Origin of the sequence: Klebsiella sp. TF21-TM, assembly GCF_019753495.1 — a bacterium.
Taxonomy (GTDB): domain Bacteria; phylum Pseudomonadota; class Gammaproteobacteria; order Enterobacterales; family Enterobacteriaceae; genus Klebsiella; species Klebsiella quasipneumoniae.
This window is the reverse complement of the sequence record NZ_JAIJYL010000001.1, coordinates 146,405-171,678: the sequence shown is the minus strand read 5'-3', so window position 1 is coordinate 171,678 and position 25,274 is coordinate 146,405. Positions and strand designations below refer to the sequence as shown.

The 25,274-nt window shown below is 61.4% G+C and carries 24 protein-coding genes; 11 read left to right on the top strand and 13 right to left on the bottom strand.

What is annotated here, in order from left to right; translation table 11 throughout:
• Positions 1-36: 36 nt before the first annotated feature.
• From K5R89_RS00865 to K5R89_RS00850, 4 genes are read right to left on the bottom strand one after another with little or no spacing between them, the layout of a single operon-like run.
• Positions 37-1,860: a diol dehydratase reactivase subunit alpha gene (locus K5R89_RS00865; protein WP_060590413.1), complete on the bottom strand. Its 1,824-nt coding sequence runs from the start codon at positions 1,858-1,860 to the stop codon at positions 37-39.
• Between the two features lie 12 nt (positions 1,861-1,872).
• The gene (locus tag K5R89_RS00860) at positions 1,873-2,298 is read right to left on the bottom strand and encodes a glycerol dehydratase small subunit DhaB3 (RefSeq protein WP_023291057.1); all 426 of its coding nucleotides are present in this window, start codon (positions 2,296-2,298) and stop codon (positions 1,873-1,875) included.
• Between the two features lie 2 nt (positions 2,299-2,300).
• On the bottom strand, positions 2,301-2,885 hold the full coding sequence (locus K5R89_RS00855; protein WP_087826705.1) for a propanediol/glycerol family dehydratase medium subunit: 585 nt from the start codon (positions 2,883-2,885) through the stop codon (positions 2,301-2,303).
• A 12-nt stretch (positions 2,886-2,897) separates the two neighbouring features.
• Positions 2,898-4,565: a propanediol/glycerol family dehydratase large subunit gene (locus K5R89_RS00850; RefSeq protein WP_023291059.1), complete on the bottom strand. Its 1,668-nt coding sequence runs from the start codon at positions 4,563-4,565 to the stop codon at positions 2,898-2,900.
• Between the two features lie 415 nt (positions 4,566-4,980).
• Between K5R89_RS00850 and K5R89_RS00845 the strand changes: the two genes are divergently transcribed.
• From K5R89_RS00845 to K5R89_RS00830, 4 genes are read left to right on the top strand one after another with little or no spacing between them, the layout of a single operon-like run.
• Entirely contained in the window at positions 4,981-5,409 is a 429-nt protein-coding gene (locus K5R89_RS00845; protein ID WP_032454130.1) for a heme-binding protein, read from the top strand.
• 21 nt (positions 5,410-5,430) lie between these two features.
• A complete protein-coding gene (dhaT, locus tag K5R89_RS00840) occupies positions 5,431-6,594 on the top strand; it encodes a 1,3-propanediol dehydrogenase (RefSeq protein ID WP_044524803.1) in 1,164 nt (387 codons plus the stop codon).
• A gap of 20 nt (positions 6,595-6,614) precedes the next feature.
• Entirely contained in the window at positions 6,615-6,968 is a 354-nt protein-coding gene (locus K5R89_RS00835) for a glycerol dehydratase reactivase beta/small subunit family protein (RefSeq protein WP_023291062.1), read from the top strand.
• Positions 6,969-7,499 (top strand): cob(I)yrinic acid a,c-diamide adenosyltransferase, encoded by a 531-nt coding sequence (locus K5R89_RS00830; RefSeq protein WP_044524805.1) that lies wholly within the window; start codon positions 6,969-6,971, stop codon positions 7,497-7,499.
• Here K5R89_RS00830 and dhaR read toward each other — a convergent pair.
• On the bottom strand, positions 7,477-9,402 hold the full coding sequence (gene dhaR / locus K5R89_RS00825; RefSeq protein WP_023291064.1) for a dihydroxyacetone kinase operon transcriptional regulator DhaR: 1,926 nt from the start codon (positions 9,400-9,402) through the stop codon (positions 7,477-7,479). The two genes, K5R89_RS00830 and dhaR, sit on opposite strands and share 23 nt — an antisense overlap.
• 101 nt (positions 9,403-9,503) lie before the next feature.
• Entirely contained in the window at positions 9,504-10,601 is a 1,098-nt protein-coding gene (locus K5R89_RS00820) for a glycerol dehydrogenase (RefSeq protein WP_087826710.1), read from the bottom strand.
• Positions 10,602-10,852: 251 nt separating this feature from the next.
• On the opposite strand from K5R89_RS00820, the gene K5R89_RS00815 reads away from it, so the two are divergent.
• The 5 genes from K5R89_RS00815 (at position 10,853) to K5R89_RS00795 (ending at position 16,081) form a co-directional block, all read left to right on the top strand.
• Positions 10,853-11,038: a hypothetical protein gene (locus tag K5R89_RS00815; protein ID WP_060590462.1), complete on the top strand. Its 186-nt coding sequence runs from the start codon at positions 10,853-10,855 to the stop codon at positions 11,036-11,038.
• Positions 11,039-11,211: 173 nt separating this feature from the next.
• Positions 11,212-12,282 (top strand): dihydroxyacetone kinase subunit DhaK, encoded by a 1,071-nt coding sequence (gene dhaK / locus K5R89_RS00810; protein WP_064155343.1) that lies wholly within the window; start codon positions 11,212-11,214, stop codon positions 12,280-12,282.
• Positions 12,283-12,292: 10 nt separating this feature from the next.
• The gene (gene dhaL, locus K5R89_RS00805; protein ID WP_017899726.1) at positions 12,293-12,925 is read left to right on the top strand and encodes a dihydroxyacetone kinase subunit DhaL; all 633 of its coding nucleotides are present in this window, start codon (positions 12,293-12,295) and stop codon (positions 12,923-12,925) included.
• A 10-nt stretch (positions 12,926-12,935) separates the two neighbouring features.
• Entirely contained in the window at positions 12,936-14,357 is a 1,422-nt protein-coding gene (dhaM, locus tag K5R89_RS00800) for a dihydroxyacetone kinase phosphoryl donor subunit DhaM (RefSeq protein ID WP_217259132.1), read from the top strand.
• Positions 14,358-14,431: 74 nt separating this feature from the next.
• Positions 14,432-16,081: a glycerone kinase gene (locus K5R89_RS00795; RefSeq protein ID WP_217259133.1), complete on the top strand. Its 1,650-nt coding sequence runs from the start codon at positions 14,432-14,434 to the stop codon at positions 16,079-16,081.
• A 104-nt stretch (positions 16,082-16,185) separates the two neighbouring features.
• Here the strand turns inward: K5R89_RS00795 and K5R89_RS00790 are convergent, their stop codons facing one another.
• Positions 16,186-16,962, bottom strand: a complete 777-nt coding sequence (locus tag K5R89_RS00790) for a siderophore-interacting protein (RefSeq protein WP_162823504.1) — start codon at positions 16,960-16,962, stop codon at positions 16,186-16,188.
• Between the two features lie 238 nt (positions 16,963-17,200).
• Here K5R89_RS00790 and K5R89_RS00785 point away from each other — a divergent pair, with 238 nt between their 5' ends.
• Both K5R89_RS00785 and ygjG read left to right on the top strand, forming a co-directional pair.
• Positions 17,201-17,755, top strand: a complete 555-nt coding sequence (locus K5R89_RS00785) for a PadR family transcriptional regulator (RefSeq protein WP_032454146.1) — start codon at positions 17,201-17,203, stop codon at positions 17,753-17,755.
• Between the two features lie 257 nt (positions 17,756-18,012).
• Positions 18,013-19,392: a putrescine aminotransferase gene (gene ygjG / locus K5R89_RS00780; protein ID WP_023291071.1), complete on the top strand. Its 1,380-nt coding sequence runs from the start codon at positions 18,013-18,015 to the stop codon at positions 19,390-19,392.
• Positions 19,393-19,462: 70 nt separating this feature from the next.
• Here the strand turns inward: ygjG and lsrG are convergent, their stop codons facing one another.
• From lsrG to lsrA, 6 genes are read right to left on the bottom strand one after another with little or no spacing between them, the layout of a single operon-like run.
• The gene (lsrG, locus tag K5R89_RS00775) at positions 19,463-19,759 is read right to left on the bottom strand and encodes a (4S)-4-hydroxy-5-phosphonooxypentane-2,3-dione isomerase (RefSeq protein ID WP_004181386.1); all 297 of its coding nucleotides are present in this window, start codon (positions 19,757-19,759) and stop codon (positions 19,463-19,465) included.
• Positions 19,756-20,643, bottom strand: coding sequence for a 3-hydroxy-5-phosphonooxypentane-2,4-dione thiolase (lsrF, locus tag K5R89_RS00770; protein ID WP_023291072.1), 888 nt, complete (start codon positions 20,641-20,643; stop codon positions 19,756-19,758). The genes lsrG and lsrF overlap by 4 nt, the downstream gene beginning before the upstream one ends.
• Positions 20,644-20,654: 11 nt before the next feature.
• Complete coding sequence (lsrB, locus tag K5R89_RS00765) at positions 20,655-21,668, bottom strand: autoinducer 2 ABC transporter substrate-binding protein LsrB (protein WP_064155346.1); 1,014 nt, start codon at positions 21,666-21,668, stop codon at positions 20,655-20,657.
• 7 nt (positions 21,669-21,675) lie between these two features.
• Positions 21,676-22,674 carry an autoinducer 2 ABC transporter permease LsrD gene (gene lsrD, locus K5R89_RS00760; RefSeq protein WP_072413577.1) on the bottom strand — a complete coding sequence of 333 codons (999 nt, stop codon included), beginning with the start codon at positions 22,672-22,674 and terminating at the stop codon, positions 21,676-21,678.
• Positions 22,675-23,709: an autoinducer 2 ABC transporter permease LsrC gene (lsrC, locus tag K5R89_RS00755; RefSeq protein ID WP_049015137.1), complete on the bottom strand. Its 1,035-nt coding sequence runs from the start codon at positions 23,707-23,709 to the stop codon at positions 22,675-22,677.
• Positions 23,706-25,193 carry an autoinducer 2 ABC transporter ATP-binding protein LsrA gene (lsrA, locus tag K5R89_RS00750; RefSeq protein WP_023291076.1) on the bottom strand — a complete coding sequence of 496 codons (1,488 nt, stop codon included), beginning with the start codon at positions 25,191-25,193 and terminating at the stop codon, positions 23,706-23,708. The genes lsrC and lsrA overlap by 4 nt, the downstream gene beginning before the upstream one ends.
• Positions 25,194-25,274 lie beyond the last annotated feature (81 nt).

The window sequence follows — 25,274 nt, the reverse complement described above, 5'->3', positions numbered from 1 at the left end:
AGCACGTTATAGAGAGAGGCTGGCGCGAGCGCCGGCTTAATCGGCATGACCGGCCAGCACCAGCCCGGTGGCGACCGCATTGCGCGGCCCTTCTGTTCCCCGAATGTTGCCCTGCCCGGCGACCACGCCGTAGTGCGACAGGGCGTCGGTGATCAGCTGCGGGATCTCAAAATCCAGCGATGAGCCGCCCACCAGCACCACAAAGGCGATATCGCGAATGGAACCGCCGGGGGAGACCTGGCGCAGCGCGCGCAGGCAGTTGGTAACAAACACTTTCTCCTTCGCCTGGCGGCGCACAAGACGAATTTTTTCCAGCGGGCTGGCGTTATCGATCGGCACCAGTTCGCCCTCCTTGATGTACACCACTTTGGCGAACACCGCCGGGCTGAGGGCTTCCCGGAAGAACTCCACTGCGCCATTCTCGTGGCGGATACTGAACAGGCTTTCCACTTTGGCCAGCGGGTATTTTTTTATCGCTTCCGCCTGCGAAAGATCCTCGAGACCCAGCTCGGTTTTAATCAGCAGGCTGACCATATTTCCCGCCCCGGCGAGATGCACCGCGGCGATCTGCCCCTCCGCGCTGACGATCGCCGCATCCGTCGAACCGGCGCCGAGGTCGAGGATCGCCAGCGGCGCCGCACAGCCCGGCGTGGTTAACGCCCCGGCGATGGCCATGTTGGCTTCCACGCCGCCCACGACCACCTCAGTCTGGAGTCGGGCGCTCAGCTCACGGGCGATAACCTGCATCTGCAGACGATCCGATTTCACCATCGCCGCTATCCCGACGGCATTCTCCATGGCGCACTCCCCAGCCATCCCGCCCTGCACCTTGCGCGGAACAAATGTATCCACCGCCAGCAGATCCTGGATGTAGATCGCGCTCATCTCATGGCCGGTCAGGGACGCCATCACCTTGCGCACCCGCTCGAGCATGCCGCCGGCGTGGGTGCCCGGTTCGCCGCGGATGTCGCGTACCGGAGCGCAGGCGCTTATCGCCTGCATGATCGCCTCCGCGCCCTCGGCGACATCGGCTTCTCCACGGCGCTTTTCGCCGCTGATGTAGATCTTGCCCGCCGGGATCACTCGCGACTGCACGTCGCCCTGGGGAGTCTTGAGCACCACCGCTGAGCGGTTGCCAATCAGCGCGCGGGCGATGGGGACGATGGCCTGGGTCTCCTCCGGGCTCAGCCCAAAGAAGGTGGCGATGCCGTAGGGATTCGACAGGATCCGCACCACCTGCCCCGGCGCGGCCACCTCCACCGCCGCCATCACCCCCTCGGGCACGTGCTCCAGGAGCGTCACTTCATCCACCACCGGCAGGGTTTTGCGCAGGCGGTTGTTCACCAGCACGCCGTCGTCCTTTTTGAGGATCGCCGCCACCACGTTGATCCCGCGGTCGATCGCCTCATTGAGCCACCACACGGCGTCAAGGAAATCGACAGCGTCGTCAATCAGCGCGATCCACCCCTCGGCATACTGCGCCGCCGGCAGCGTCGCCAGCCGGCCGAGGGCGATGGTCGTCCCCACGCCGACGCCCACCCCGCCCGGGGTCTGCGGGTTATGACCGATCATGGTTGACTCGGTGATAATGGTCTCGGTGATGGTCTCCATCGCCACATCGCCAATGACCGGCGCGGCTTCGTTAAGATAGATGCGAGACACATCGCGCATTGACCATGGCGTTTTCGCCAGAGCCTGCTCCAGCGCGGCGAGGGTCCCGGCGATATTGTCCCGCGTCCCTTTCATGCCCGTCGTCGCGACGATCCCGCTGGCAACAAACGTCCTCGCCTGCGGGTCGTCGGACGCCAGCGCCACCTCGGTGGTGGCGTTGCCGATATCAATCCCGGCTATTAACGGCATGCTGACCTCCGCTTAGCTTCCTTTACGCAGCTTATGCCGCTGCTGATACACTTCCGCCGCCTCCCGGACAAAGGCGGCATTCACCGTCGCATGCCAGGTGTGCTCCAGCTCGTCGGCGATCGCCAGCAGCTCCGCCTGCGAGGAGCGGAACGGGCGCAGCGCGTTATAGATAGCCAGAATGCGCTCGTCAGGGATGGCGATAAGCTCCGCCGCGCGGCGAAAATTGCGCGCCACCGCATGGCGCTGCATCTGCTCGGCAATCTGCGCCTGGTACTCAAGGGTTTGCCGGGAGATCCGCACATCCTGCGGGCCCACCTCGCCAGAGAGCACTTTCTCGAGGGTGATGTCGGTCAATGGTTTGCCGGTGGGCGTCAGGATATGCTCCGGGCAGCGGGTGGCTAACGGATAATCCTGCACGCGCATGGTTTTCTCGCTCATGGTCACTCCCTTACTAAGTCGACGTGCAGGGTGACGGGCTCGGCGTCCTGCACCACATGTTTGGTCTCTTTGATATGAAACAGGGCGGCTTTGGCCATAAATTTCGGCCGCACCATCTGGTCGTTCACCACCGGCACCGGCGAAGGTGACTCGTTGCGCGCATAGCGCGCGGCGTTTTTGCCAATCTGCCGGTAGGTCTCCAGCGTCAGCAGCGGCGCCTGGGAGAACAGCTCCAGGTTGCTGAGCGGCAGCAGATCGCGCTGATGGATGACCGTGGTCCCCTTCGACTGGATACCGATGCCGATCCCCGAGCCGCTCAGGTTCGCCGCATCCCAGGCCATAAAGGAGACGTCGGACGTGCGCAAAATGCGCACCACTCGGGCGTGAAGTCCCTCTTCCTCCACCCCGGCAATCAGCTCTTTAAGGATCGCGCCATGGGGCATATCGATCAGGGTGTGATGCTGGTGTTTATCGAAGGCGGGGCCGACGCCGATCACCACTTCATCGGCGCATTCCTCGGCAGAAGCCGCCCCGCCCTCGCGGGTTTTCAGGGTAAAAGAGGGCTGAATTTGGGTTGTCTGTTGCACAGGAATACCGCCTTATTCAATGGTGTCGGGCTGGACCACGCCCGGAATATTTTTGATCTCCGCCCAGCGTTCGGCGGAGATGCGATAGCCGGTGCCCGGCCCCTGATAGTCATTGATGTCGTTGACCGCGCTCACCACCTCGAACTGTCGATCGAGAATGGCCGAGGTCTGCAGGTAATCGCCGGTGACCCGCTGGCGCAGCATATTGAGAATATTGCTGGCGATATCCTCAAAGCCGCTGCGGCTCAGCGCGCCGACAATATCGAGGCCGGTAATATTGCGCTTCATCATCTCTTCCACCGCGCTCAGGTCCTCCACCACGTTACGCGGCGGCATCTCGTTGCTGCCGTGCGCGTAGGTGGCGGCTTCCACCTCCTCGTCGGCGATCGGCGGCAGCCCCAGCTCGCGAAAGACCGCCTGGATCGCCCGCGCCGCTTTCTGGCGAATGGCGATGGTTTCCGCCTCGGTCACTGGACGCAGTCCACCGTCAACCATCAGGTCGCGCTGCAGGATGTTGTAATCATCAAAATCTTCCGCATCGAAGTTCGAGCCGGCGAACATGTTGTCGTAGTTCGGCACCGCGCTGTAGCCGGAGAAAATAAAGTCGGTGCCCGGCAGCATCTGCATCAGGGTGCGCGCGGTGCGGCGGATATCCGAGTGGGAGAAGGTCTGGTCGTTGGCCGAGGCCACTTCGAGGTCGAGCATGGAGGCGATCAGATTTTCCGCCAGCACCGCCCGAATGCCCGAGGGCACGGCGCCGGTCATGCCGATGCAGCTCACCGCCCCGTTCTGTAGACCCTGCACCCCGGCGCCTTTGGTAATGAAGATGCAACGCGATTCGAGGTAGAGCATCGACTTGCTCTCCGAATAGCCCATCAGCGCTTCGGAGCCGGTGCCGGAGGTGTAGCGCATTTTCAGCCCCCGGGAGGCGTAGGCCGAGGCGAGGAACGCCTTTGACCATGGGGTGTCATCGCCGTCGGTAAATACCGCCTCGGTGCCGTAGACTGACACCGTCTCGGCGTAACTGGTTAAGCCACGCATGCCCAGCTCCAGCTCGGTGGCCTCTTCCACCGAGCATTGCGTCAACACGCCGGGGCGGCCGCACTGCGAGCCGACCAGCAGCGCCAGGGCGTTAAACGGGGCATAGCGCGCAATACCGACCGTGGTCTCCTGCTCGGAGAAGCCGCGGATCCCGGCCTCGGCGGCGTCGGCGGCAATCTGCACCGGATTATCCTTCAGGTTGGTGACATGGCACTGGTTGGAGGGCGTTCGGCGGGCGCGCATCTTTTGCAGCGCCATCATCATCTCCACCACGTTCATCTGCGCCATGACTTCAACCGCTTTGGCCGGCGTGATGGCGGTGGTGATGGCGATGATCTCCTCCCGGCTGACGTGGATATCCACCAGCATGCGGGCTATCTCCAGCGCCTCCAGACGCATCGCCTGCTCCGTGCGCTCAATGTTGATCGCGTAGTCGGCGATAAACCGGTCGATCATATCAAACTGGTCCCGGCGCTTGCCGTCCAGCTCGACGATCCGACCGTTTTCCACTTTGACCGACGAGACCGGGTCAAAGGGGCTTTCCATGGCGATCAGTCCCTCTTCAGGCCACTCGCCAATCAGCCCGTCCTGATTGACGGGGCGCTGGGCCAGTACTGCAAATCGTTTTGATCTTTTCATTGTTCATGGGCTCAAAAGGTGAAATCCGCAGACGGTAGCGAACACGCCGGGCCAGCGTCGCTGCCCGCCCGGCCATTACCGGCAATAGCGGAACTTTAAAGGAGCCACTGGTGAAAAAAATAAAATTAATTTTGTTTCAATCTGGCACGTTAAATCGGCAAACAGTTTCACTATGAAACCCCGCCGCAACGGCTAAAATAAAAAATGTGATCGCCAGCATTGATATAAATCAATTAATAAAAAAAGCCCGCCACCGCGTTTTTCTGAGACCTTTTTAGACCTGTTGACTAAATCATGGCGGGCGACAAAATAACGCTGAGAAAAATAAATTAAGCCAACCGCGTGGCGATAGTTTTTTTACTTTCGCCCCCTACTGACTATTCGCGTCAGCATTACCCTGGCGCGGGAGATAATCATGAACAAGAGCCAACACATTCAGACTATCACCCTGGCCGCCGCCCAGAAAATGGCGGCGGCAGTGGAGAAAAAAGCTAATGAGATCAACGTAGCGGTGGTATTTTCCGTGGTTGACCGCGGCGGCAATACGCTGCTTGTCCAGCGGATGGACGAAGCCTTTGTCTCCAGCTGCGATATTTCGCTGAATAAAGCCTGGAGCGCCTGCAGCCTGAAACAAGGCACCCATGAAATTACGCCAGCGGTTCAGCCCGGACAATCTCTGTATGGTCTGCAGCTGACCAATCAACAGCGAATCATTATTTTTGGCGGCGGCCTGCCGGTTATTTTAAACCAGCAGATAATTGGTGCCGTCGGCGTTAGCGGCGGTACGGTCGAACAGGATCAATTATTAGCCCAGTGCGCCCTGGATTGTTTTTCCGCATTATAACCTGAAGCGAGAAGGTATATTATGAGCTATCGTATGTTTGATTATCTGGTGCCAAACGTTAACTTTTTTGGTCCCAACGCTATTTCCGTGGTCGGTGACCGCTGCAAGCTGCTGGGGGGTAAAAAAGCCCTGCTGGTTACCGACAAAGGCCTGCGGGCGATAAAAGATGGCGCGGTGGATAAAACTCTGCATTATCTGCGAGAGGCCGGTATCGAGGTGGCGATCTTTGACGGCGTCGAGCCGAACCCGAAAGACACCAACGTGCGCGACGGTCTCGCCGTGTTTCGCCGCGAGCAGTGCGACCTTATCGTCACCGTGGGCGGCGGCAGCCCGCACGACTGCGGCAAAGGCATCGGCATCGCCGCCACCCATGAGGGCGATCTTTATCAGTATGCCGGGATTGAGACCCTGACCAACCCGCTGCCGCCCATCGTCGCGGTCAACACCACCGCCGGCACCGCCAGCGAGGTCACCCGCCACTGCGTCCTGACCAACACCCAAACCAAAGTGAAGTTTGTGATCGTCAGCTGGCGCAACCTGCCGTCGGTCTCCATCAACGATCCGCTGCTGATGATCGGCAAACCGGCCGCCCTGACCGCGGCGACCGGGATGGATGCCCTGACCCACGCCGTAGAGGCCTATATCTCTAAAGACGCCAACCCGGTGACTGACGCCGCCGCCATGCAGGCGATCCGCCTCATCGCCCGCAACCTGCGCCAGGCCGTCGCCCTCGGCAGCAATCTTCAGGCGCGGGAAAACATGGCCTACGCCTCTCTGCTGGCCGGGATGGCCTTCAATAACGCCAACCTCGGTTATGTGCACGCCATGGCGCATCAGCTGGGCGGGCTGTACGACATGCCGCACGGCGTGGCCAACGCCGTCCTGCTGCCGCACGTGGCTCGCTATAACCTGATCGCCAACCCGGAAAAATTCGCCGATATCGCCGAACTGATGGGCGAAAATATCGCCGGACTGTCGACCCTCGACGCGGCGGAAAAAGCTATCGCCGCCATCGCGCGTCTGTCGATGGATATCGGAATTCCGCAGCATCTGCGCGATCTGGGGGTGAAAGAGGCCGACTTCCCGTACATGGCGGAGATGGCCCTGAAAGACGGCAACGCGTTCTCGAACCCGCGTAAGGGCAACGAGCAGGAGATTGCCGCGATTTTCCGCCAGGCATTCTGAGTGTTAACGAGGGGACCGTCATGTCGCTTTCACCGCCGGGCGTACGCCTGTTTTACGATCCGCGCGGGCACCATGCCTGCGCCATCAATGAGCTGTGCTGGGGGCTGGAGGAGCAGGGGGTCCCCTGCCAGACCGTATCCTGCGACGAAGGCGGTGACGCCGATACGCTGAGCGCCCTGGCGGCCAGAAGCTCGACGCTGCGGGTGGGCATTGGGCTCAGCGCAGCCGGCGAGATCGCGCTAACCCATGCCCAGCTGCCGGCGGACGCGCCGCTGGCGACCGGGCACGTCACCGATAGCCGCGATCATCTGCGTACGCTCGGCGCCAACGCCGGGCAGCTGGTGAAAGTCCTGCCGTTAAGTGAGAGAAGCTGAATGTACCGTATCTATACCCGCACCGGAGATAAAGGCACCACCGCCCTGTACGGCGGCAGCCGCATCGAGAAAGACCATATTCGCGTCGAGGCCTACGGCACCGTCGATGAACTGATATCCCAGCTGGGCGTCTGCTATGCCACCACCCGCGACGCCGGGCTGCGGGCAAGTCTGCATCAGATTCAGGAGACGCTGTTCGCGCTGGGGGCCGAACTGGCCAGCGATGCGCGGGGCCTGGTCCGCCTGAGCCAGACGATCGGCGAGGAGGAGATCACCGCCCTGGAGCGACTTATCGACCGCAATATGGCCGAAAGCGGCCCCCTGAAACAGTTTGTGATCCCGGGGAAGAATCTCGCCTCCGCCCAGCTGCACGTGGCGCGCACCCTGGCCCGTCGGCTGGAACGTCTGCTGACGGCCATGGACCGCTCGCACCCTCTGCGCGACGCGCTCAAACGCTACAGCAATCGTCTGTCGGACGCCCTGTTCTCCATGGCGCGTATCGAGGAGACTAGGCCTGATGCTTGCGCTTGAACTGGCTGGCGTCGATATCGTACTGCTTCATTTTGCGCCACAGGGTGGTGCGGCCGATATTCAGCAGTTGCGACATCTCCTGCACCCGCCCGCTGGTCACCCGGGCGGCGTGGATAATGGCCTCTTTTTCGATGGCGCTAAAGGTCAGGCTGGCCGGCAGCAGCGATGAGCCGCTATCGGCCCCCGGTCGATCGGAAAAGAGATATTCCGGCAGGTTGCTCAGGCGAATGTGGCCGTTATCGCTGCTGATGGCGATGTTCTCTATCACGCTGTTAAGCTCAAAATCATTTCCCGGCCACGAGTAGGCCACCAGCTGGGCCAGCGCGTCATCGTCCACTTTCAGCCGGGAAGAGAAACGCTTCTCCAGGCTTTTCAGCCGGTTATGCACCAGCGACGGGATACTGTTGCGCCGGGCGCGCAGCGGCGGAATGACGATCTCGAATGAGTGCAGCGCATAGTACAGCTGGCGGCTAAAGCGGTTCTGTTCCACCAGGTTGGCCAGATCGACGGTGGTGGTGGCGATCACCTTCACATCCACCGGGATCAGGCGGCGGGCGTCGAGGCGGGTAAGCACTCCTTGCTTAATCACCTGCAGCAGGGCGGACTGCAGCTCCGGCGCCAGATACTCAATTTTTTCCAGAAACAGGGTGCCGCCGTTGGCCAGCTCAAGGCGGCTCAGGCGGCCATTTTCATCATCGGTGGGGGCGCTCCCCATAAAGTCCTGGCCCAGCACGCTGTCGGCATACAGCTGGCAGTTGACGGCGATGTAGGGGCCGCCCGCCCGCTCGCTTTCATTGTGGATGGCCTGGCTCAGCAGCTCTTTCCCCACCCCCTCTTCACCGCACAGCAGTACCGGAAAGCCGCCGCGCGCCGCCTGGCGGCCAAAGTGGATCAGCCGCCGGGTTTCCGGATCGTCGGCTGACATCTGCTCAAAGGTGTGGCTGACTTTGCCCAGCTGGCTGGTCATCAGCTGCCGCATCTGCTCCACCGGGTGCAGCAGCAGAATAAAGCTGTTGCCTTGCGACTCGACAATCGGTTTTAAGGTGATCACCGCGTCGATAAACTGGTGCTGGCTTTCAAAGGTGACTTCAACGTGATTCAGGCCGCGGGCGTGTTTGATGGCGCGGCGCAGCAGCGCCGGCAGGGTCACCAGATCGGCGATATTTTTTCCCTGGCTGGCCTGGGCATCAAGATGCAGCAGTCTCGCCGCCTGAACATTGAGAAATTGCAGTACCCCCTGTTCGTTCCACGCCATCACCCCGTCGTCCATGCTCTCCAGCAGGCCGTACATCTGATTGAGGTGGCGGTTGGATTCCGCCAGCAGGCTGTCGGTGAGCAGGGAATTGCCCACCTCGCGGGCGATGGCCAGCGTCAGGGAGAGGTCGGCGCTGGACTGGTGCTCCATCAGACAGCAAAGCGAGATAGAGCCGAACAGCCGCCCGTGGTTATCGAACACCGGCGTCGAACAAAAGCTCCATGGCTGCAGGGCCTGCTTAAAATGCCGATCGCCGGCGGTGTTGATCGGCTGCCCCTGCATCGCGGCCAGCGACAGCGCGCAGGTGCCGATAATGCTCTCCGCGCAGTAGCTGCCGTCGCGAAACCCCAGGTCAGCCAGCTGCGCCAGCGTTTGCGGTTCGCCGCAGCGGCTCAGAATACAGGCGGTCTCATCAAGGATAAACAGCGCGCAGGGGCGACCGTCCATAAACTCCCAGGCGTCCTCCAGCGCCGCCTGACCGATGGTCAGCAGCGCGGTTTTACGCCGACAGATCGAGTCAAAGGTCAGGCCCTGGGCCTGGTGCGGTTTTTGCCAGGTTTCGCGCTGCATAAACTTGCTGCAGCGATGCCATGACTGGGCGATGACGGAAGAGACCGCCTTCCCGGTATCCTGAGTCTGAACAGTCATACTGTTTTCCGCGTTTTACCATAGAGAACCCCTCCGGCAGCCGCTGCCAGAGGGGAGAAAGAAAGACCGCCGACCGGCGCCAGCGGTTTAGCCACCGCGAATTAACGCGCCAGCCACTGCTGGCCTAACAGATCGGCGGTGAGGATAGCGGCATGCACGCTCTCCGTGGTCACCGCAAACGGCATATTGTGGATGGTTTCCCCTTCCGCGCAGGTGGCTTTCGCCACCGCGGCGATTTTCGCGTCGATCCCCTCTTTGACGCCCATCTGCGCGAGGGTCACCGGCAGGCCGACGCGCTGGCAGAAGCCCAGCACGGTTTCAATCTCGTCCATCGGGCTGTTCTGCAGCACCAGCTGCGCCAGGGTGCCGAAGGCCACTTTCTCGCCGTGATACAGGTGATGGCACTCTTCCAGAATGGTGAAACCGTTGTGGATCGCGTGGGCGGCGGCCAGGCCGCTGCTTTCAAAGCCAATGCCGCTGAGGTAGGTGTTCGCTTCGATGATGCGCTCCAGCGCTTCGGTCACCACCCCGGCCTGCGCCGCCAGACGGGCCTTTTCGCCCTCCGCCAGCAGCGTATCATAGCACAGGCGGGCCAGGCTCAGCGCCGCCTCGGTGGACTGCCCCCCGGCCATGCTGGTGGCGCGCGCATCGTAGCAGGCTTTGGCCTCAAACCAGGTGGAGAGCGCATCGCCCATGCCGGAGACCAGCAGGCGTACCGGCGCTTTGGCGATAATCGCCGTGTCCATCACCACCATATCCGGGTTTTTCGGATAGATCAGATACTCTTCAAACTCGCCCGCTTCGGTGTAGATCACCGACAGCGCGCTGGTCGGCGCATCGGTCGAAGCGATGGTCGGGATCACCACCACAGGCAGCTTCTGGTAGTAACCGATCGCCTTCGCGGTATCGAGGGTTTTACCGCCGCCGATGCCAACCACGCCGCGGCAGCCCTGTTTTTGCAAAATCGCCATCAGGCGGTTAATTTCCGCATGGCTGCATTCGCCATTAAACCGTTCCGCATGGCAGCGAATATCGTGACTCTGCAGGCCATTCACCACTTTCTCCCCCGCCAGCTTCATCACGAAGTCGTCAGCGATGACGAAGAAGCTCTCCGCCAGGTTTTTGGCATATTGACCGAACAGGACAGCAGCATCAGGACCCTGAAGATATTTGGCTGGAGATTGAATAACTTTTAGCATTCCTTTCACCCTCAAATAAGTGCGCATGTAGACATGATGAGCCCTGGCGTTATCCGCGCCGGCCGGTAAAGCGCGGCCTCAACGGAATGTACCGGAGCAGTGCGATCACTGTAGGGCCGGCACGGAACAAAAAAATCTTTCGCCTTTTTGTTCTGATATGAAACACAGGTTAAATTTTTACGTTCCATATTGGAACAAAAAACCCTAGTCTTCGTCAGGATTGCGATCCCGATCCGCTCCTCTGCCGCATAATTCCCTTACCATCCCCCTTTAGCGGCAGGCTTTTTCCCCACAGCCGGGGGAAATTTAGCAAAAAATTTTTTTCCGCCCGCTGCGCCAGCCGCGATGACCGGCGCTTAAGGCAGAGGAAAAAAAGCGCGCCAGCTCGCATTTTCACCGTTTCCTCAGCAAAAACGTTCCATAAAGAAACAAAATAAGCAGGCGACGTTTCGTAATGAAACCCGATCGCCGGGGCATTCTTTTTTTCGTCCGCTCAGCCAGAATCATCATATCGCCAGGCACGCTGCACCGTCAGACGATACCCCTACGCGATGACCGCCTCCGCCAGCAGAGAGGCCGCATCGAACCTTCTCCAACAGAGCACTGAATAATGAAAAAGCTGATTAACCGTGTTGAAGATGTACTGAATGAACAATTACAGGGGCTGGCTAAAGCCCACCCGCAGCTAACCCTGCACCAGGACCCGCTGTACGTCACCCGCGCCGACGCGCCGGTGGCCGGCAAGGTCGCCCTCCTCTCCGGCGGCGGCAGCGGCCATGAGCCGATGCACTGCGGCTATATCGGCCAGGGGATGCTCTCTGGCGCCTGCCCGGGGGAAATCTTCACCTCGCCGACGCCGGATAAAATGTTCGAATGCGCGATGCAGATTGACGGCGGCGAAGGCGTCCTGCTGATTATCAAAAACTACACCGGCGACATCCTGAACTTCGAAACCGCCACCGAGCTGCTGCATGAGAGCGGTATAAAAGTCACCACCGTGGTGGTCGACGACGACGTGGCGGTGAAAGACAGTCTCTATACCGCAGGCCGCCGCGGCGTCGCCAATACCGTACTGATCGAAAAACTGGTCGGCGCCGCCGCCGAGCGCGGCGATTCGCTGGAGGCCTGCGCTGAACTGGGGCGCCGCCTGAATAATCTCGGCCACTCCATTGGCATCGCCCTTGGCGCCTGCACCGTACCGGCTGCCGGACAACCCTCCTTTACCCTGCAGGACGATGAAATGGAGTTCGGCGTCGGCATTCACGGCGAGCCGGGCATCGACCGCCGTCGCTTCAGCTCACTGGACCAAACCGTCGATGAGATGTTCGATACCCTGCTGGAGAATGGCGCCTACAGCCGCACGCTGCGCCAGTGGGATACCGTTAAGGGCGCGTGGCAGGAAGTGAAGCAGAGCAAAACCGCGCTACACAACGGCGACCGGGTCATCGCCATGGTCAATAACCTCGGCGCCACGCCGCTGTCCGAACTGTACGGCGTCTATCACCGGCTCGCCCAGCGCTGTGAAGCGTCCGGCATCATCATCGAACGCAACCTCGTCGGCAGCTACTGCACCTCGCTGGATATGGCGGGCTTTTCCATCACCCTGCTGAAAGCGGATGATGAGACGCTGGCGCTATGGGACGCCCCGGTTCATACCCCGGCGCTGAACTGGGGAAACTAAGGAGCACGACATGTCACTGAACAGAACGCAAATCGTCGACTGGCTGTACCGCTGCGGCGATATCTTCACCAAAGAGAGCGATTTTCTCACCGGCCTCGATAAAGAGATCGGCGATGCCGACCACGGCCTGAATATGCACCGCGGGTTCAGCAAGGTGGTGGAAAAGCTGCCGTCGATTGCCGATAAAGATATTGGCTTTATCCTCAAAAACACCGGCATGACGCTGCTCTCCAACGTCGGCGGCGCCAGCGGCCCGCTGTTCGGCACCTTCTTCATTCGCGCCGCGCAGGTCACTCAGGCCCACCAGAGCCTGACCCTCGACGAACTGTACCTGATGATCCGCGAAGGCGCGGACGGCGTCGTCAACCGCGGTAAAGCGGAGCCAGGGGATAAAACCATGTGCGACGTCTGGCTGCCGGTGGTGGACTCCCTGCGCCAGTCCAGCGAGCAGCATCTGTCGATCGCCGCCGCGCTGGATGCCGCCTGCAAAGCAGCGGAGGCCGGCGCCCACAGCACCATCACCATGCAGGCGCGCAAAGGCCGCGCCAGCTACCTTGGCGAACGCAGCATCGGCCATCAGGATCCGGGCGCCACGTCAGTGATGTTTATGATGCAGATGCTGGCCGCCGCGGCCAAAGAGTAAGGAAATCGCGATGGTAAACCTGGTTATCGTTTCTCATAGCGCCCGGCTGGGCGAAGGTGTCGGAGAACTGGCCCGGCAGATGTTAATCAACGACGGCTGCAAGCTGGCGATCGCCGCCGGGATCGACGATCCCGACAGCCCGATCGGCACCGATCCGATCAAGGTCATGGAAGCGATCGAATCCGTCGCCGATACCGACCACGTGCTGGTGATGATGGATATCGGCAGCGCGTTGCTCAGCGCCGAGACCGCCCTCGACCTGCTCGATCCGGCGATTGCCGCGAAGGTGCGGCTGTGCGCCGCGCCGCTGGTGGAGGGGACGCTGGCGGCCACCGTCAGCGCCGCCTCCGGCGCCGGGATCGACAAAGTGATCGCCGACGCCATGAACGCCCTGGAGGCCAAACGGATCCAGCTGGGTTTACCTTCGCCAACCCCTGACGCCGCCCCGGCGCCGACGCTTGCCGACGATGGCGACAGCAAGTCGCTTGCGGTCGTCATACAGAACCACAACGGCCTGCACGTGCGTCCGGCGTCGAAGCTGGTCGCCGCGCTGGCGGGCTTTAACGCCGATCTGCTGCTGGAGAAAAACGGGAAGTGCGTCAAACCGGACAGCCTCAACCAAATCGCCCTGCTGCAGGTGCGGCGCAACGATAAGCTGCGCCTGCTGGCCCGCGGGCCAGAGGCCGATGCGGCGCTGGCGGCGTTTCAGGCGCTGGCCGCCGATAACTTCGGCGAATCGCCTGCGGCGCAACCGGCAGCGACCCCGGCCGCCCCCGAGCGCGTCGAAGGCATCGCGCTGCGCTATCCGCTGGCCCTGATCCAGCCGGTCCGCCCGGCCGCCGCCGATGTCGCCCGCGAGCAGCAGCGGCTGCGCCGGGCTATCGACCAGACGCTGGCGGATCTCACTGCCCTGACCGAGCTGGCGGAGAATAAATTTAACGCCGATATCGCGGCGATTTTCGCCGGGCACCACACCCTGCTCGACGATGAGGATCTGTTTGATGCCGCCAACGATCGTCTGCTCACCGAGCCGTGCTCGGCGGAATGGGCGTGGCATCAGGTGCTGATGGAGCTCAGCCAGCAGTATCGCCAGCTGGATGACCCCTATCTCCAGGCGCGCTATATCGATATCGAAGATATTCTGCAGCGCACCCTGCGCCATCTGCGGGACGTGCAGGAAACGCTGCCGATGCCCGGCGAGCCGACCATTATTATCGCCGACAACATGTTCCCGTCAGCCGTCCTGCAACTGGATGCCAGCCGCGTGAAAGGCCTGTGCCTGCGCGACGGCAGCGAACAGGCCCACGGCGCGATTATCGCCCGCGCGGCGGGGATCGCCTGGCTGTGTCAGCAGGGCGAGGCGCTGAACAGCGTGCAGCCCGGCGAGCCCATCGCGCTCGATATGCGCCGCCAGCGCCTTATCCGTCACTAAATCCACTTTGTCCGTTACCGCTCCGGAGGCCTGCCTCCGGAGGGTGAGTTTTCGCTTACTCTTCAGGAACCACTATGTCTCAATTCTTTTTTAACCAGCGCGCCAGCCTCGTCAACGATGTGATTGAGGGAACCATCATCGCCAGTCCGTGGAACAACCTCGCCCGGCTGGAGAGCGACCCGGCGATCCGGGTGGTGGTCCGTCGCGACCTGAATAAAAACAACGTGGCGGTGATCGCCGGCGGCGGCGCCGGCCACGAACCGGCGCACGTCGGCTTTATTGGTAAAGGCATGCTGACCGCCGCGGTTTGTGGCGATCTGTTCGCCTCGCCGAGCGTCGACGCGGTGCTTACCGCCATTCAGGCGGTGACCGGCGAGGCGGGCTGCCTGCTGATCGTAAAAAACTATACCGGCGACCGGCTGAACTTCGGCCTCGCGGCGGAGAAAGCGCGCCGTCTCGGCTACAACGTGGAAATGCTGATCGTCGGCGACGACATTTCGCTGCCGGAAAACAAACAGCCGCGCGGCATCGCCGGTACGCTGTTCGTCCATAAAGTGGCGGGCTATTTTGCCGAGCGCGGCTACAATCTCGCCACCGTTCTGCGCGAAGCGCAGTATGCCGCCAACCACACCGCCAGCATCGGGGTGGCGCTGGCCAGCTGCCATCTGCCGCAGGAGGCGGACAGCGCGCCGCGCCATCAGGCCGGCCACGCCGAGCTGGGAATGGGCATCCACGGCGAACCTGGCGCCTCCACCATCGCCACGCAAAACAGTGCGGACATCGTCAACCTGATGGTGGAAAAACTGACCGCTGCCCTGCCGGAAACCGGCCGTCTGGCGGTGATGCTCAATAATCTCGGCGGCGTGTCGGTGGCCGAAATGGCGATCCTGACCCGCGAACTGGCCAACACGCCGCTGCAGGCGCGCGTTGACTGGTTGATTGGCCCGGCCTCGCTGGTGACGGCCCTGGATATGAAGGGTTTCTCGCTGAGCGCCATCGTGTTGGAAGAGAGTATTGAGAAAGCGCTGCTGGCGGATGTGGAAACCGCCGGCTGGCCGCGGCCGGTGCAGCCGCGGACGGTTAACATCATGCCGTCCACTCTCGCCAGCCCGCGCGTCGACTTTACGCCTTCGGCCAACCCGCAGGTGGGTGATTACGTGGCCCAGGTGACCGGCACCCTCGTCGGGCTTGAAGACCATCTCAACGCGCTGGATGCCAAAGTGGGCGATGGCGATACCGGCTCCACCTTCGCTGCCGGGGCGCGTGAGATTGCCGACCTGTTGCAGCGCCAGCAGCTGCCGCTGAAGGATCTGCCCACGCTGTTCGCGCTCACGGGCGAACGCCTGACGGTGGTGATGGGCGGCTCCAGCGGGGTATTGATGTCGATCTTCTTCACCGCTGCCGGGCAGAAGCTGGGGCAAGGCGCCAGCGTGGCCGAGGCGCTGAACGCCGGTCTGGAGCAGATGAAATTTTACGGCGGCGCCGAGGAAGGCGACCGGACAATGATCGACGCGCTGCAGCCAGCGCTGGCGGCGCTGCTCGCCGAACCGGAGAACCTGCAGGCCGCTTTTGCCGCGGCGCAGGCCGGCGCGGATCGCACTTGCCAGTCGGGCAAAGCCGGCGCCGGACGAGCGTCCTATCTCAACAGCGACAGCCTGCTCGGCAACATGGACCCCGGCGCCCACGCGGTGGCGATGGTGTTTAAAGCGCTGGCGGAACGATAAACTTCCCCCGGTGGCGCTGCGCTTACCGGGGCTACAAATCGGCGCCAACCGTAGCCCGGATAAAGCGCTACGCGCCGCTATCCGGGTTTGACCACGATGGCTTTTTACTTGCTGTGCCAGTACGCCTGCGAGCGCACCAGCTGCTGATCGATGCTCTCATCCTCAAAGCGCGCCAGCAGCGATTTCACCACCGCGCCTTCGCCGGTCAGCCAGATGAAATAATCCTCCGCCGGCACCCTCACCTGTGCCAGACGCTCGGCGACGAACGCCGGATGGTGGCCCACCACCCACTCGATGTTAAAGCCGTCGAGGTCCGCCAGATAATCTTTATATGACGCATCGGCGATAGTGACGATGGCCGTCACCTGTGGCGTCACCGCCAGCTGACGCAAACCCAGCAGACGACGACGCAGCGCCGGCATACCGGACTCATCGCAGACATACAGTTGCCAGGCGTAATCCTCCGGCACCACCAGCGAGCCGCGCGGACCGCCGATCACCAGCTTATCGCCCGCTTTTGCCTCCAGCGCCCAGCGGCTGGCGATTCCGCCGTCGTGGATAAAGAAGTCGTACGCCAGCTCATGGCGTTCGGCATCGTACAGCGGCGTATAGTCGCGGGTAGCAGGCCGCACGCCCTCGCCCCAGTCAATCCCCTCCTCGGTCACCTGCGGCGGGGCAAACGCCGCGCCCGGCTCCGGGAAGAAAAGCTTGGTGTGGTCGTCAAAACCGCGGGAAACGAAACCTTCCAGCGCCTCGCCTCCCAGCACGATGCGCTGGAAGGCCGCGCCTGCGCGCTCCACGCGCAGCACCGTCAGCTCACGGAAACGCAGCTCATTGCGGACACGCTGCGGGTACTTGTCTGCTTTGGTTTTTGTCATCATCGATCGCCTTCGTGAACAGTAAATAGATATATCTAAACTCGATGCAAATGATAATGATTGCCATCTAAAAAGAATGCAAGTCTTTTTTTGATATAGTCAAAACAAACCGCATTAAAATACCAGCATCAAAAATAAACACACAAATATCAACAAATTAAAAAATAAATCACAACCAGCATTGCGAGAATTCATTTTTTAGATATAAATTAGATATATCAAAACATAGCAGGAGGTAACCATGCGACATCATCATGAAGACGGGCGTGGGCCGCGCGGGCGCCACGGTGACCCCAGCGAACACGGCGACCATGGCCGTCGCGGCGGCGGACGTCGCCAGCGTTTCTTTGGCCACGGCGAACTGCGGCTGATTATTCTGGACATCCTCAGCCGCAGCGCCAGCCACGGCTATGAGCTGATCAAAGAGATCGAAACCCTCACCCAGGGGAACTACAGTCCCAGCCCGGGGGTGATCTACCCGACGCTGGATCTGCTCCAGGACCAGGGTCTCATCAGCGTGGAAGACGACAACGGACGCAAAAAAATCGTCATCAGCGAAGAGGGGAAACAGCTGCATGCGGAGAACCAGGAGCATCTGTCCCATATCCAGGAGCGTCTGCAGGCGCGGATGGTCGGCTGCGAGCTGCGCCGCGATCCGCAGATGAAGCGCGCGCTGGAGAATTTCAAAGCGGTCCTCGACCTGAAAGTGAACCAGCAGGCCAGCAGCGCCGCCCAGCTCAAGCAGATCATCGGCATTATCGACCGGGCGGCGATGGAGATCTCCCAGCTCGACTAAGCCTCCTTTCTCACCATCGGCTGCCCCGCGCTGGGGCAGCCCGCACCACGACGGATCGTGCCGCTCAACGCCGCAAGGCAGAAAATCTCGTCAGCTCAGGAATAAAACGTGCCAATAATGGCGCCATGAGATTAAATTTTACACATTTCGTCTTTTACTTTGCATTTATCCCGATTTTCACCGCTTCTGCCGAACTGGCGTAATCCCTGCAATACTTAATCCAGTATCGTGTGATACGTCCGCCCCAGGAGCACATTTTGAACAGGTTACCTTCCAGCGCATCGGCTCTGGCCTGCAGCGCACACGCACTGAATCTCATTGAAAAGCGCACGCTTGACCATGAGGAAATGAAAGCACTTAACCAGGAGGTCAGAGAATACTTTAAAGAGCATGTGAATCCGGGGTTTTTAGAGTATCGAAAATCGGTCACAGCCGGCGGGGATTACGGAGCCGTAGAGTGGCAAGCGGGAGGGTTAAATACGCTTGTCGACACCCAGGGACAGGAGTTTATCGACTGCCTTGGCGGGTTTGGCATCTTCAATGTAGGGCACCGTAATCCAGTTGTGGTATCCGCCGTCGAGAATCAACTCGCGAAACAACCGCTTCACAGCCAGGAACTGCTGGATCCGCTACGCGCGATGCTGGCGAAAACCCTGGCGGCCTTAACGCCCGGCAAACTGAAGTACAGCTTCTTCTGCAACAGCGGTACCGAATCGGTAGAGGCGGCCATCAAGCTGGCGAAAGCCTATCAGTCGCCGCGCGGTAAATTCACCTTCATCGCCACCAGCGGCGCCTTCCATGGCAAATCGCTGGGCGCGCTGTCGGCCACCGCCAAGTCGACTTTCCGCAAACCGTTTATGCCGCTGCTGCCGGGCTTCCGCCATGTGCCGTTCGGCGATATCAACGCCATGCGCACCATGCTGAGCGAGTGCAAGAAAACCGGCGACGACGTCGCGGCGGTGATCCTTGAGCCGATTCAGGGCGAAGGGGGCGTGATCCTGCCGCCGACGGGGTATTTGCCGGCGGTGCGTAAGCTGTGCGACGAGTTTGGCGCCCTGCTGATCCTCGACGAAGTGCAGACCGGCATGGGCCGCACTGGCAAGATGTTCGCCTGCGAGCATGAGAACGTTCAGCCCGACATTCTGTGTCTGGCGAAAGCGCTCGGCGGCGGCGTGATGCCGATCGGCGCGACGGTGGCGACGGAAGAGGTCTTCTCGGTGCTGTTCGACAACCCGTTCCTGCACACCACGACCTTCGGCGGCAACCCGCTGGCCTGTGCGGCGGCGCTGGCGACCATCAACGTGCTGTTGACGCAAAACCTGCCGGCGCAGGCGGCGCAGAAAGGCGATATGCTGCTGGACGGTTTCCGCCTGCTGGCGCAGGAGTATCCGGACCTGGTGAATGAAGTGCGCGGGAAAGGCATGCTGATGGCCATCGAGTTTGTCGATAACGAGATTGGCTACGACTTTGCCAGCGAGATGTTCAGACAGCGGGTGCTGGTCGCCGGGACGTTAAATAACGCCAAGACGATCCGCGTTGAACCGCCGCTGACGCTCACCCTTGAGCAGTGCGAGCAGGTGCTGAAGGCGGCGCGTAAGGCGCTGGCGGCCCTGCGCGTCTCGGTTGAAGAGGCGTAATAAACTGCCCCTCCCCCCGGTCCTCTCCCAATGGAAGAGGACCGGGATTATCTTCTGCTCTGGATTTCCCTCACACCTGCGGTAGCAGGCCGATAAAGCTGCGCTTCTGCCGCGGCTGCGACATCATCTCTTCCAGCTTTTCGACGCAGGCTAAATAGTGCGGGGTCTTCTTATGCGCCAGCACCGCCTCATCGTCTTTATAGGCTTCGTAGATAAAAAAGCGAGTCTTCACCTCCGGATCCTGCAGGACATCAAAGCGCAGGTTGCCCGGCTCCCGCAGCGCCCCTTCGTGGTTGGCGCGGAACACCTCGAGAAACTCATCCACCCGCTCGGGTTTGATATTGATCTCCACCAGCGTCACATTCATTTCCGCTCTCCCTGTTTCTCTTCCTGCCAGAACTGGTACGCTTCGCGCGCGTTCAGATTCTCATGCACCACCTTTTTCACCGCCTTCAGCATTGCGCGCGGGGCGCTGGACTGGAAGATATTGCGCCCCATATCCACCCCGGACGCCCCCTGGTCGATCGCCCGCCAGCACATCTCCAGCGCCTCATGCTCCGGCAGCTTTTTCCCCCCGGCGATGACGATCGGCACCGGGCAGCTGGCGGTCACTTTTTCAAAGCCTTCCTCAACGAAATAGGTCTTCACAAACTGCGCCCCCATTTCGGCGGCAATCCGGCTGGCCAGCGAGAAGTAGCGCGCATCGCGGGTCATCTCTTTGCCGACGCCGGTCACCGCCAGTACCGGCATACCGTAGCGGTTGCCGGCGTCCACCAGTTTGATGATGTTGTTGATCGACTGATGTTCGTATTGGCTGCCGATATAGACCTGCGCCGCCACTGCGCAGACGTTCAGGCGCAGCGCATCTTCCATCGCCACCGCCACGCACTCGTTGGAAAGTTCGCTGAGGATCGAGTTACCGCCGGAGGCGCGCAGCACCACCGGTTTGTTGGTCGCGGCCGGCACCTGGCTGCGCAGTACGCCGCGGGTGCACATCAGCACGTCGGTTTCCTCGAACAGCGGCGCAATCGACAGATCGATGCGCTCCAGCCCGGTGGTGGGTCCCTGGAAGTAACCATGATCGAAGGCCAGCATGACCGTGCGGTTGCTGTGCGGATTAAAAATGCGCGCCAGCCGCGACTGCATGCCCCAGTCCAGCGAGCCGCAGCCTTTCAGGGTATACAGCGTGTTCTGCTGCGGGCGGTCGAGGCCGAAGTCCTTGCCCTCTTTGATATCGTCTAAATCAGCCATCTCATCCTCCGTCAGAAGTCGTAGTTATTGATGTTCTCTTTGCTGAACACCACGCGCTCCGGCAGCAGCACGATACCGTTGCCCTTCGCCTCATACTGGTAGCCCTGCACGCTGTTCGGTTCGACCTTCAGCGAGCCGATATCTTTCACCTCAACGCTGTCGCCGACGTTAAGATCGCCCTTTTTCAGCAGACGATCGGCGACGTTAACCGCAATTTTGCCCTGCTGAACCACATCCCACAGGCCAAAGGCTTTCACCGTGCCGCGCTCCACGTACGGGCGCATCACGTTGGGGGTACTAAAGCCGACGATCGCCACGCCCTGGCGCTTGAGGTTTTCCGCCGCCTGCGCCGCCGCCGGCAGGGCATTGGCATCCGGCGCGATAATGGCGTCAAGATCCGGATACGCTTTTAAGATCCCCTCGGCGGTTTGCAACGATTTGGTGGCATCGTTATAGCCGAACTGGGTGGTGACGATTTGCCACTGCGGATGTTCTTTTTCGATTTTGGCTTTGGCTTCCTTCACCCACTGGTTCTGGTCGGTCACCGTCGGGCTGGAGTAGAAAAACGCCACTTTGGCAGCGGGCCTGGTCACCTGCTTTTCCGCCATCTCCACCAGCAGGCCGCCGAGCTGCTGCGGCGTGCCCTGATTGATATAGATGCTGCGGCACTCCGGTTTGGTATCGGAATCCCAGGTCAGGACCTTCACCCCGCGCTGCATCGCCCGCTTCAGCGCCGGACACAGGCCGTCCGGCGAGACGGCGGAGACGATAATCGCGTTGTAGCCCTGGTTGACGAAGTTGTTGATCAGCTGCACCTGGCCGGAAACGCTGGGCTCGGTGGGGCCGTCATAGGTGACATCCACGCCCAGCGCTTTCCCCGCCTCTTTCGCGCCGTTGCCGCCGCTGGTAAAGAAGCCCACGCCGACCAGCTTAGGTATAAAGGCGATGCGGTCCGCCGCCTGGGCAGTTGCCACGCTTAACGCCAGCGCCAGGACGCTCGTCTGGAGGATTCGTTTGGTTTTCATCGTATGTTTATGCTCCGATTGTTTTACGCGAGAAAAGACGCCGCCAGGTCGCGCGCACCCATTCACGGTGCAGGCTCAGCGAACGCCCCATCACCACCACCACCAACAGCGCCCCTGACAGCGCGCTCGACACCTGGTTGGGGATGCCGACCATCTGTAAACCCTGTTGCAGATACCCCACCAGCAATGCCGCCAGCGCGGTACCCAGTATCGATCCCGAGCCGCCGTAAATATTGGCCCCGCCGAGCACCGCCGCGGTCAGCGCCGGCATCAGCAGATCACGGCCTAAATCCGAACGCGCCGAGCCAAAATAGGAGACCATCACCAGCGCCGCCACTGCCGACGCCACGCCCACCAGGCCATACAGCACATATGGGATGCCGTTGACCGACAGCGCGGCATAGCGGGCGGCGCGCGAGTTTTGCCCGAGTAAAAAAAGATGGCGGCCAAAGCGCCCGCGATGGGCCAGCAGCCAGAAGAGAAAGGTGATGACCGCGAACAGCACCAGCGGCAGCGGCAGCCCGCCCAGGGTTAAATTGGCGAAGGCGGTGAAGCTGTCGGGAAAGCCGCCAATCCCTTCATAGCCGGTGGCGCCGGCCATGCCGGAAAGCAGCAGCGCGCCGCCGCCGTACAGATACAGCGTCCCGAGGGTGATCACCAGCGGGCTGATGCCGGTGTAGTGGATCAGCGCGGCGTTGATTAACCCGCACAGCAGCCCCAGCAGCAACGTCAGCGACACCGCCAGCCACAGCGGCCAGCCCGCCTGGGTCATCACCCCGAGGGCGATGGCGCACAGGCCGATGGTCGAGCCCAGCGAAATATCGATCCCGCCGCTGATGATCACCAGCGTCAGCGGCAGCGCGACGATGCCGATGCAGATAAAGTCGCTGGTGCTAAAGAGCAGCATATTGAGATCCAGCATGCGCGGATTCAGCGCGCCGAACAGCAGGATTTCCACGACTAACAACGCCAGCAGCGCGCTTTCCCAGTTAAGCTTCAGCTTCATTTACGCCACCTCTTTGCTTTTGCGTTCGGGAAAGCGGGCAACCTGTTTGCCCCCTTTGTTGCCGGGCTGGAAACGGCTGTACTTCAGCGCCCGCTGATGGCGGGTCAGCGCCTGGCGCAGGCGACCATCAAGGACCAGCACCCCGAGCAGGACCAGGCCGGCGATAAAGTCATTCCACCAGGCGGGAAGGCGGAACAGCACCAGCACGGTGTCGATTTGGGTGAGGAAGAAGGCGCCGAGAAACGCGCCGAGCAGGGTGCCGGTGCCGCCGAGCAGCGAAATTCCGCCCAGCACGCAGGCGGCGATGGCTTTCATCTCCAGGCCGCTGCCGGTCTGATTGGGCACAAAGCCAATCTGCGCGGCGAAGACGATCCCGGCGCTGGCCGCCAGCATACCGTTGAGGGTAAAGGCCAGCATCCGCGTGCGGTTGACCGCCACGCCCAGCTGGCGGGCAGCGGCGAGGTTATCGCCAACGGCATAGAAATCACGCCCAGAGGCGGTGCGCGACAGCAGCCATGCGCCCGCCAGCAGCAGCGCCAGCACCAGCCAGCCCAGCGGCGAGACGCCGATAAACAGCGGCTCCGAGAGCGATTTCAGGCTATCGGGCAAGCCTTCGATCCATTTCCCGCCGGTCCACAGCAACATCACCCCGCGATACAACCCCAGCGTGCCGAGGGTGGCGACGATCGCCGGAATGCGCAGCCCCACCACCAGCAGGCCGTTAAAAGCCCCGGCCAGCGCGCCAATCGCCAGCGCGAAGGCGATCGCCGTCGCCAGCCCGTAGCCGTTGTTCAGCGCCACCCCAACGGCGATGGCGCTCAGGCCAACGGTGGAGCCCACCGACACGTCGATATTGCGGGTCAGCATCACCAGCGTTGCCCCCAGCGCCAGCAGGCACAGGATTTGCGAGCTGGCGAAAATCATCGCCAGCGTCTGCAGGCTGAAATAGGCCGGATTGAGCGCCACCAGCACGGCAAACAGCGCCACGATGGCGAAGAAGGCGCTCAGTTCGCGATTCTTGAGTAACGTTTTCATGCCTGCCCTCCAAAGGCCAGGGTCATCATGCGATCGACGGTCACCGCCTGCCGCGCCAGTTCGCCGCTGTAGCGGCCCTGATGCATCACCAACACCCGGTCGGCCAGGCCAACGAACTCATCCAGATCGCTGGAGATCATCAGCACCGCCACATTTTGCGCGGCAACGCTTTTCAGCAACTGATAGATATCGGCGCGGGCGGAGACATCCACGCCGCGCGTCGGTTCATCGACGATCAACAGCAGCGGGTTAGCTTCCAGACAGCGCGCCAGCAGCACCTTCTGCTGGTTGCCGCCGGAGAGGGTACGCACAGGCTGATCGCCATCGGCCAGCTTGATCCCCAGCGCCCGGTGATAGCGTTCGACCACCGCCGCCTCCCGTTTCCCCTGCTGCCACCACGACGGCTGATTGAACATCACCGTGTTCCAGCGCACCGGCGCATCGAGAAACAGCCCGGAGACCTGGCGGTCTTCGGGTAGATAGACCAGCCCGCTGGCCAGCCTGGCGCGGGTGCTCTCCTGACTAATCTCGCGGTTCTCCAGCCAGATCCGCCCGGCGCGCGGCGGACGCAGGCCGTATAAGGTTTCGGCAAATTCGGTGCGCCCGGATCCCACCAGCCCGGCGAGGCCGACGATCTCCCCGGCGCGGATCTCCAGACTGAGATCGATAAAACCTTCGCCGGTGAGATCCTCCACCCGCAAAACGGGAAAATCCTGCGCCTGGGTGCGGCGGTTGCCCGGCAGCGCCAGCCACAGCTTTTGCGTGTCGCTCAGCGCATGGTCGCGGCTGGCCGGCGTCATGGCGCTGATAAGCTGTTGGTCGCCGTAGCCCGCCGTTTCGCCGCTGAGCACTACCGCCCCATCGCGCATCACCGACACATGGCTGGCAAGCTGGCGGATTTCCGGCAGTTTGTGCGAGATAAAGACGATCCCCACGCCGAGCCCCTGCAATGCCCGGATCTGCTGAAACAGCCTTTCCGTTTCGCCCGGCGTTAAAGAGGCGGTGGGTTCATCAAGGATCAGGATCCGCGCCTCGCGCATCAGGCCGCGCAGGATCTCGACCATCTGTTGATCGGCTACCTCAAGCGTGCTGGCGCTGGCGTCCAGGTTGATCTGGCAGTTCAGCTGCTGCAGTTTTTCCTGCAGCCGCGCGGCGGTATCCGCCCGCTTCGGCAGACGAAAAAGAATGTTCTCGCGCACGCTGAGGTTGGGAAACAGCATCGGCTCCTGCGGCACCAGATAGATGCCCAGCTGGTGGGCCAGCGCCGGGTTAAGGCGCGCAAACGCGCGTTCGCCGATCGTCAGTTCACCGCTATCCGGGGTTTCGACGCCGGCGATGATCTTCATCAGCGTCGATTTACCCGCGCCGTTGCCCCCCATCAGCGCATGCACCTGGCCCGCGCATAGCGTAAAGTCGATGCCCTTCAGCACGGCAACGCCGGAGAACTGTTTGCGGATCTGGCGAGCTTCAAGCAGTGGCTTCATCGTCGCGCCTCGTTTGAACAAATGATTTTTAAATTTAATAATGTTCAAAAGCGTAGACGGTGAACTATATTTACAACCGTG

Coding starts and splice junctions, on each gene's coding strand:
- K5R89_RS00830 (WP_044524805.1), top strand. CDS start 6,969: ATGTACCGTATCTATACCCGCACCGGAGATAAAGGCACCACCGCCCTG.
- K5R89_RS00820 (WP_087826710.1), bottom strand. CDS start 10,601: ATGCTAAAAGTTATTCAATCTCCAGCCAAATATCTTCAGGGTCCTGAT.
- lsrB (WP_064155346.1), bottom strand. CDS start 21,668: ATGAAAACCAAACGAATCCTCCAGACGAGCGTCCTGGCGCTGGCGTTA.
- K5R89_RS00835 (WP_023291062.1), top strand. CDS start 6,615: ATGTCGCTTTCACCGCCGGGCGTACGCCTGTTTTACGATCCGCGCGGG.
- K5R89_RS00790 (WP_162823504.1), bottom strand. CDS start 16,962: ATGATGACAAAAACCAAAGCAGACAAGTACCCGCAGCGTGTCCGCAAT.
- K5R89_RS00785 (WP_032454146.1), top strand. CDS start 17,201: ATGCGACATCATCATGAAGACGGGCGTGGGCCGCGCGGGCGCCACGGT.
- lsrF (WP_023291072.1), bottom strand. CDS start 20,643: ATGGCTGATTTAGACGATATCAAAGAGGGCAAGGACTTCGGCCTCGAC.
- K5R89_RS00850 (WP_023291059.1), bottom strand. CDS start 4,565: ATGAAAAGATCAAAACGATTTGCAGTACTGGCCCAGCGCCCCGTCAAT.
- dhaR (WP_023291064.1), bottom strand. CDS start 9,402: ATGACTGTTCAGACTCAGGATACCGGGAAGGCGGTCTCTTCCGTCATC.
- lsrA (WP_023291076.1), bottom strand. CDS start 25,193: ATGAAGCCACTGCTTGAAGCTCGCCAGATCCGCAAACAGTTCTCCGGC.
- K5R89_RS00795 (WP_217259133.1), top strand. CDS start 14,432: ATGTCTCAATTCTTTTTTAACCAGCGCGCCAGCCTCGTCAACGATGTG.
- K5R89_RS00865 (WP_060590413.1), bottom strand. CDS start 1,860: ATGCCGTTAATAGCCGGGATTGATATCGGCAACGCCACCACCGAGGTG.
- K5R89_RS00845 (WP_032454130.1), top strand. CDS start 4,981: ATGAACAAGAGCCAACACATTCAGACTATCACCCTGGCCGCCGCCCAG.
- lsrG (WP_004181386.1), bottom strand. CDS start 19,759: ATGAATGTGACGCTGGTGGAGATCAATATCAAACCCGAGCGGGTGGAT.
- lsrC (WP_049015137.1), bottom strand. CDS start 23,709: ATGAAAACGTTACTCAAGAATCGCGAACTGAGCGCCTTCTTCGCCATC.
- dhaK (WP_064155343.1), top strand. CDS start 11,212: ATGAAAAAGCTGATTAACCGTGTTGAAGATGTACTGAATGAACAATTA.
- lsrD (WP_072413577.1), bottom strand. CDS start 22,674: ATGAAGCTGAAGCTTAACTGGGAAAGCGCGCTGCTGGCGTTGTTAGTC.
- dhaM (WP_217259132.1), top strand. CDS start 12,936: ATGGTAAACCTGGTTATCGTTTCTCATAGCGCCCGGCTGGGCGAAGGT.
- dhaL (WP_017899726.1), top strand. CDS start 12,293: ATGTCACTGAACAGAACGCAAATCGTCGACTGGCTGTACCGCTGCGGC.
- dhaT (WP_044524803.1), top strand. CDS start 5,431: ATGAGCTATCGTATGTTTGATTATCTGGTGCCAAACGTTAACTTTTTT.
- K5R89_RS00860 (WP_023291057.1), bottom strand. CDS start 2,298: ATGAGCGAGAAAACCATGCGCGTGCAGGATTATCCGTTAGCCACCCGC.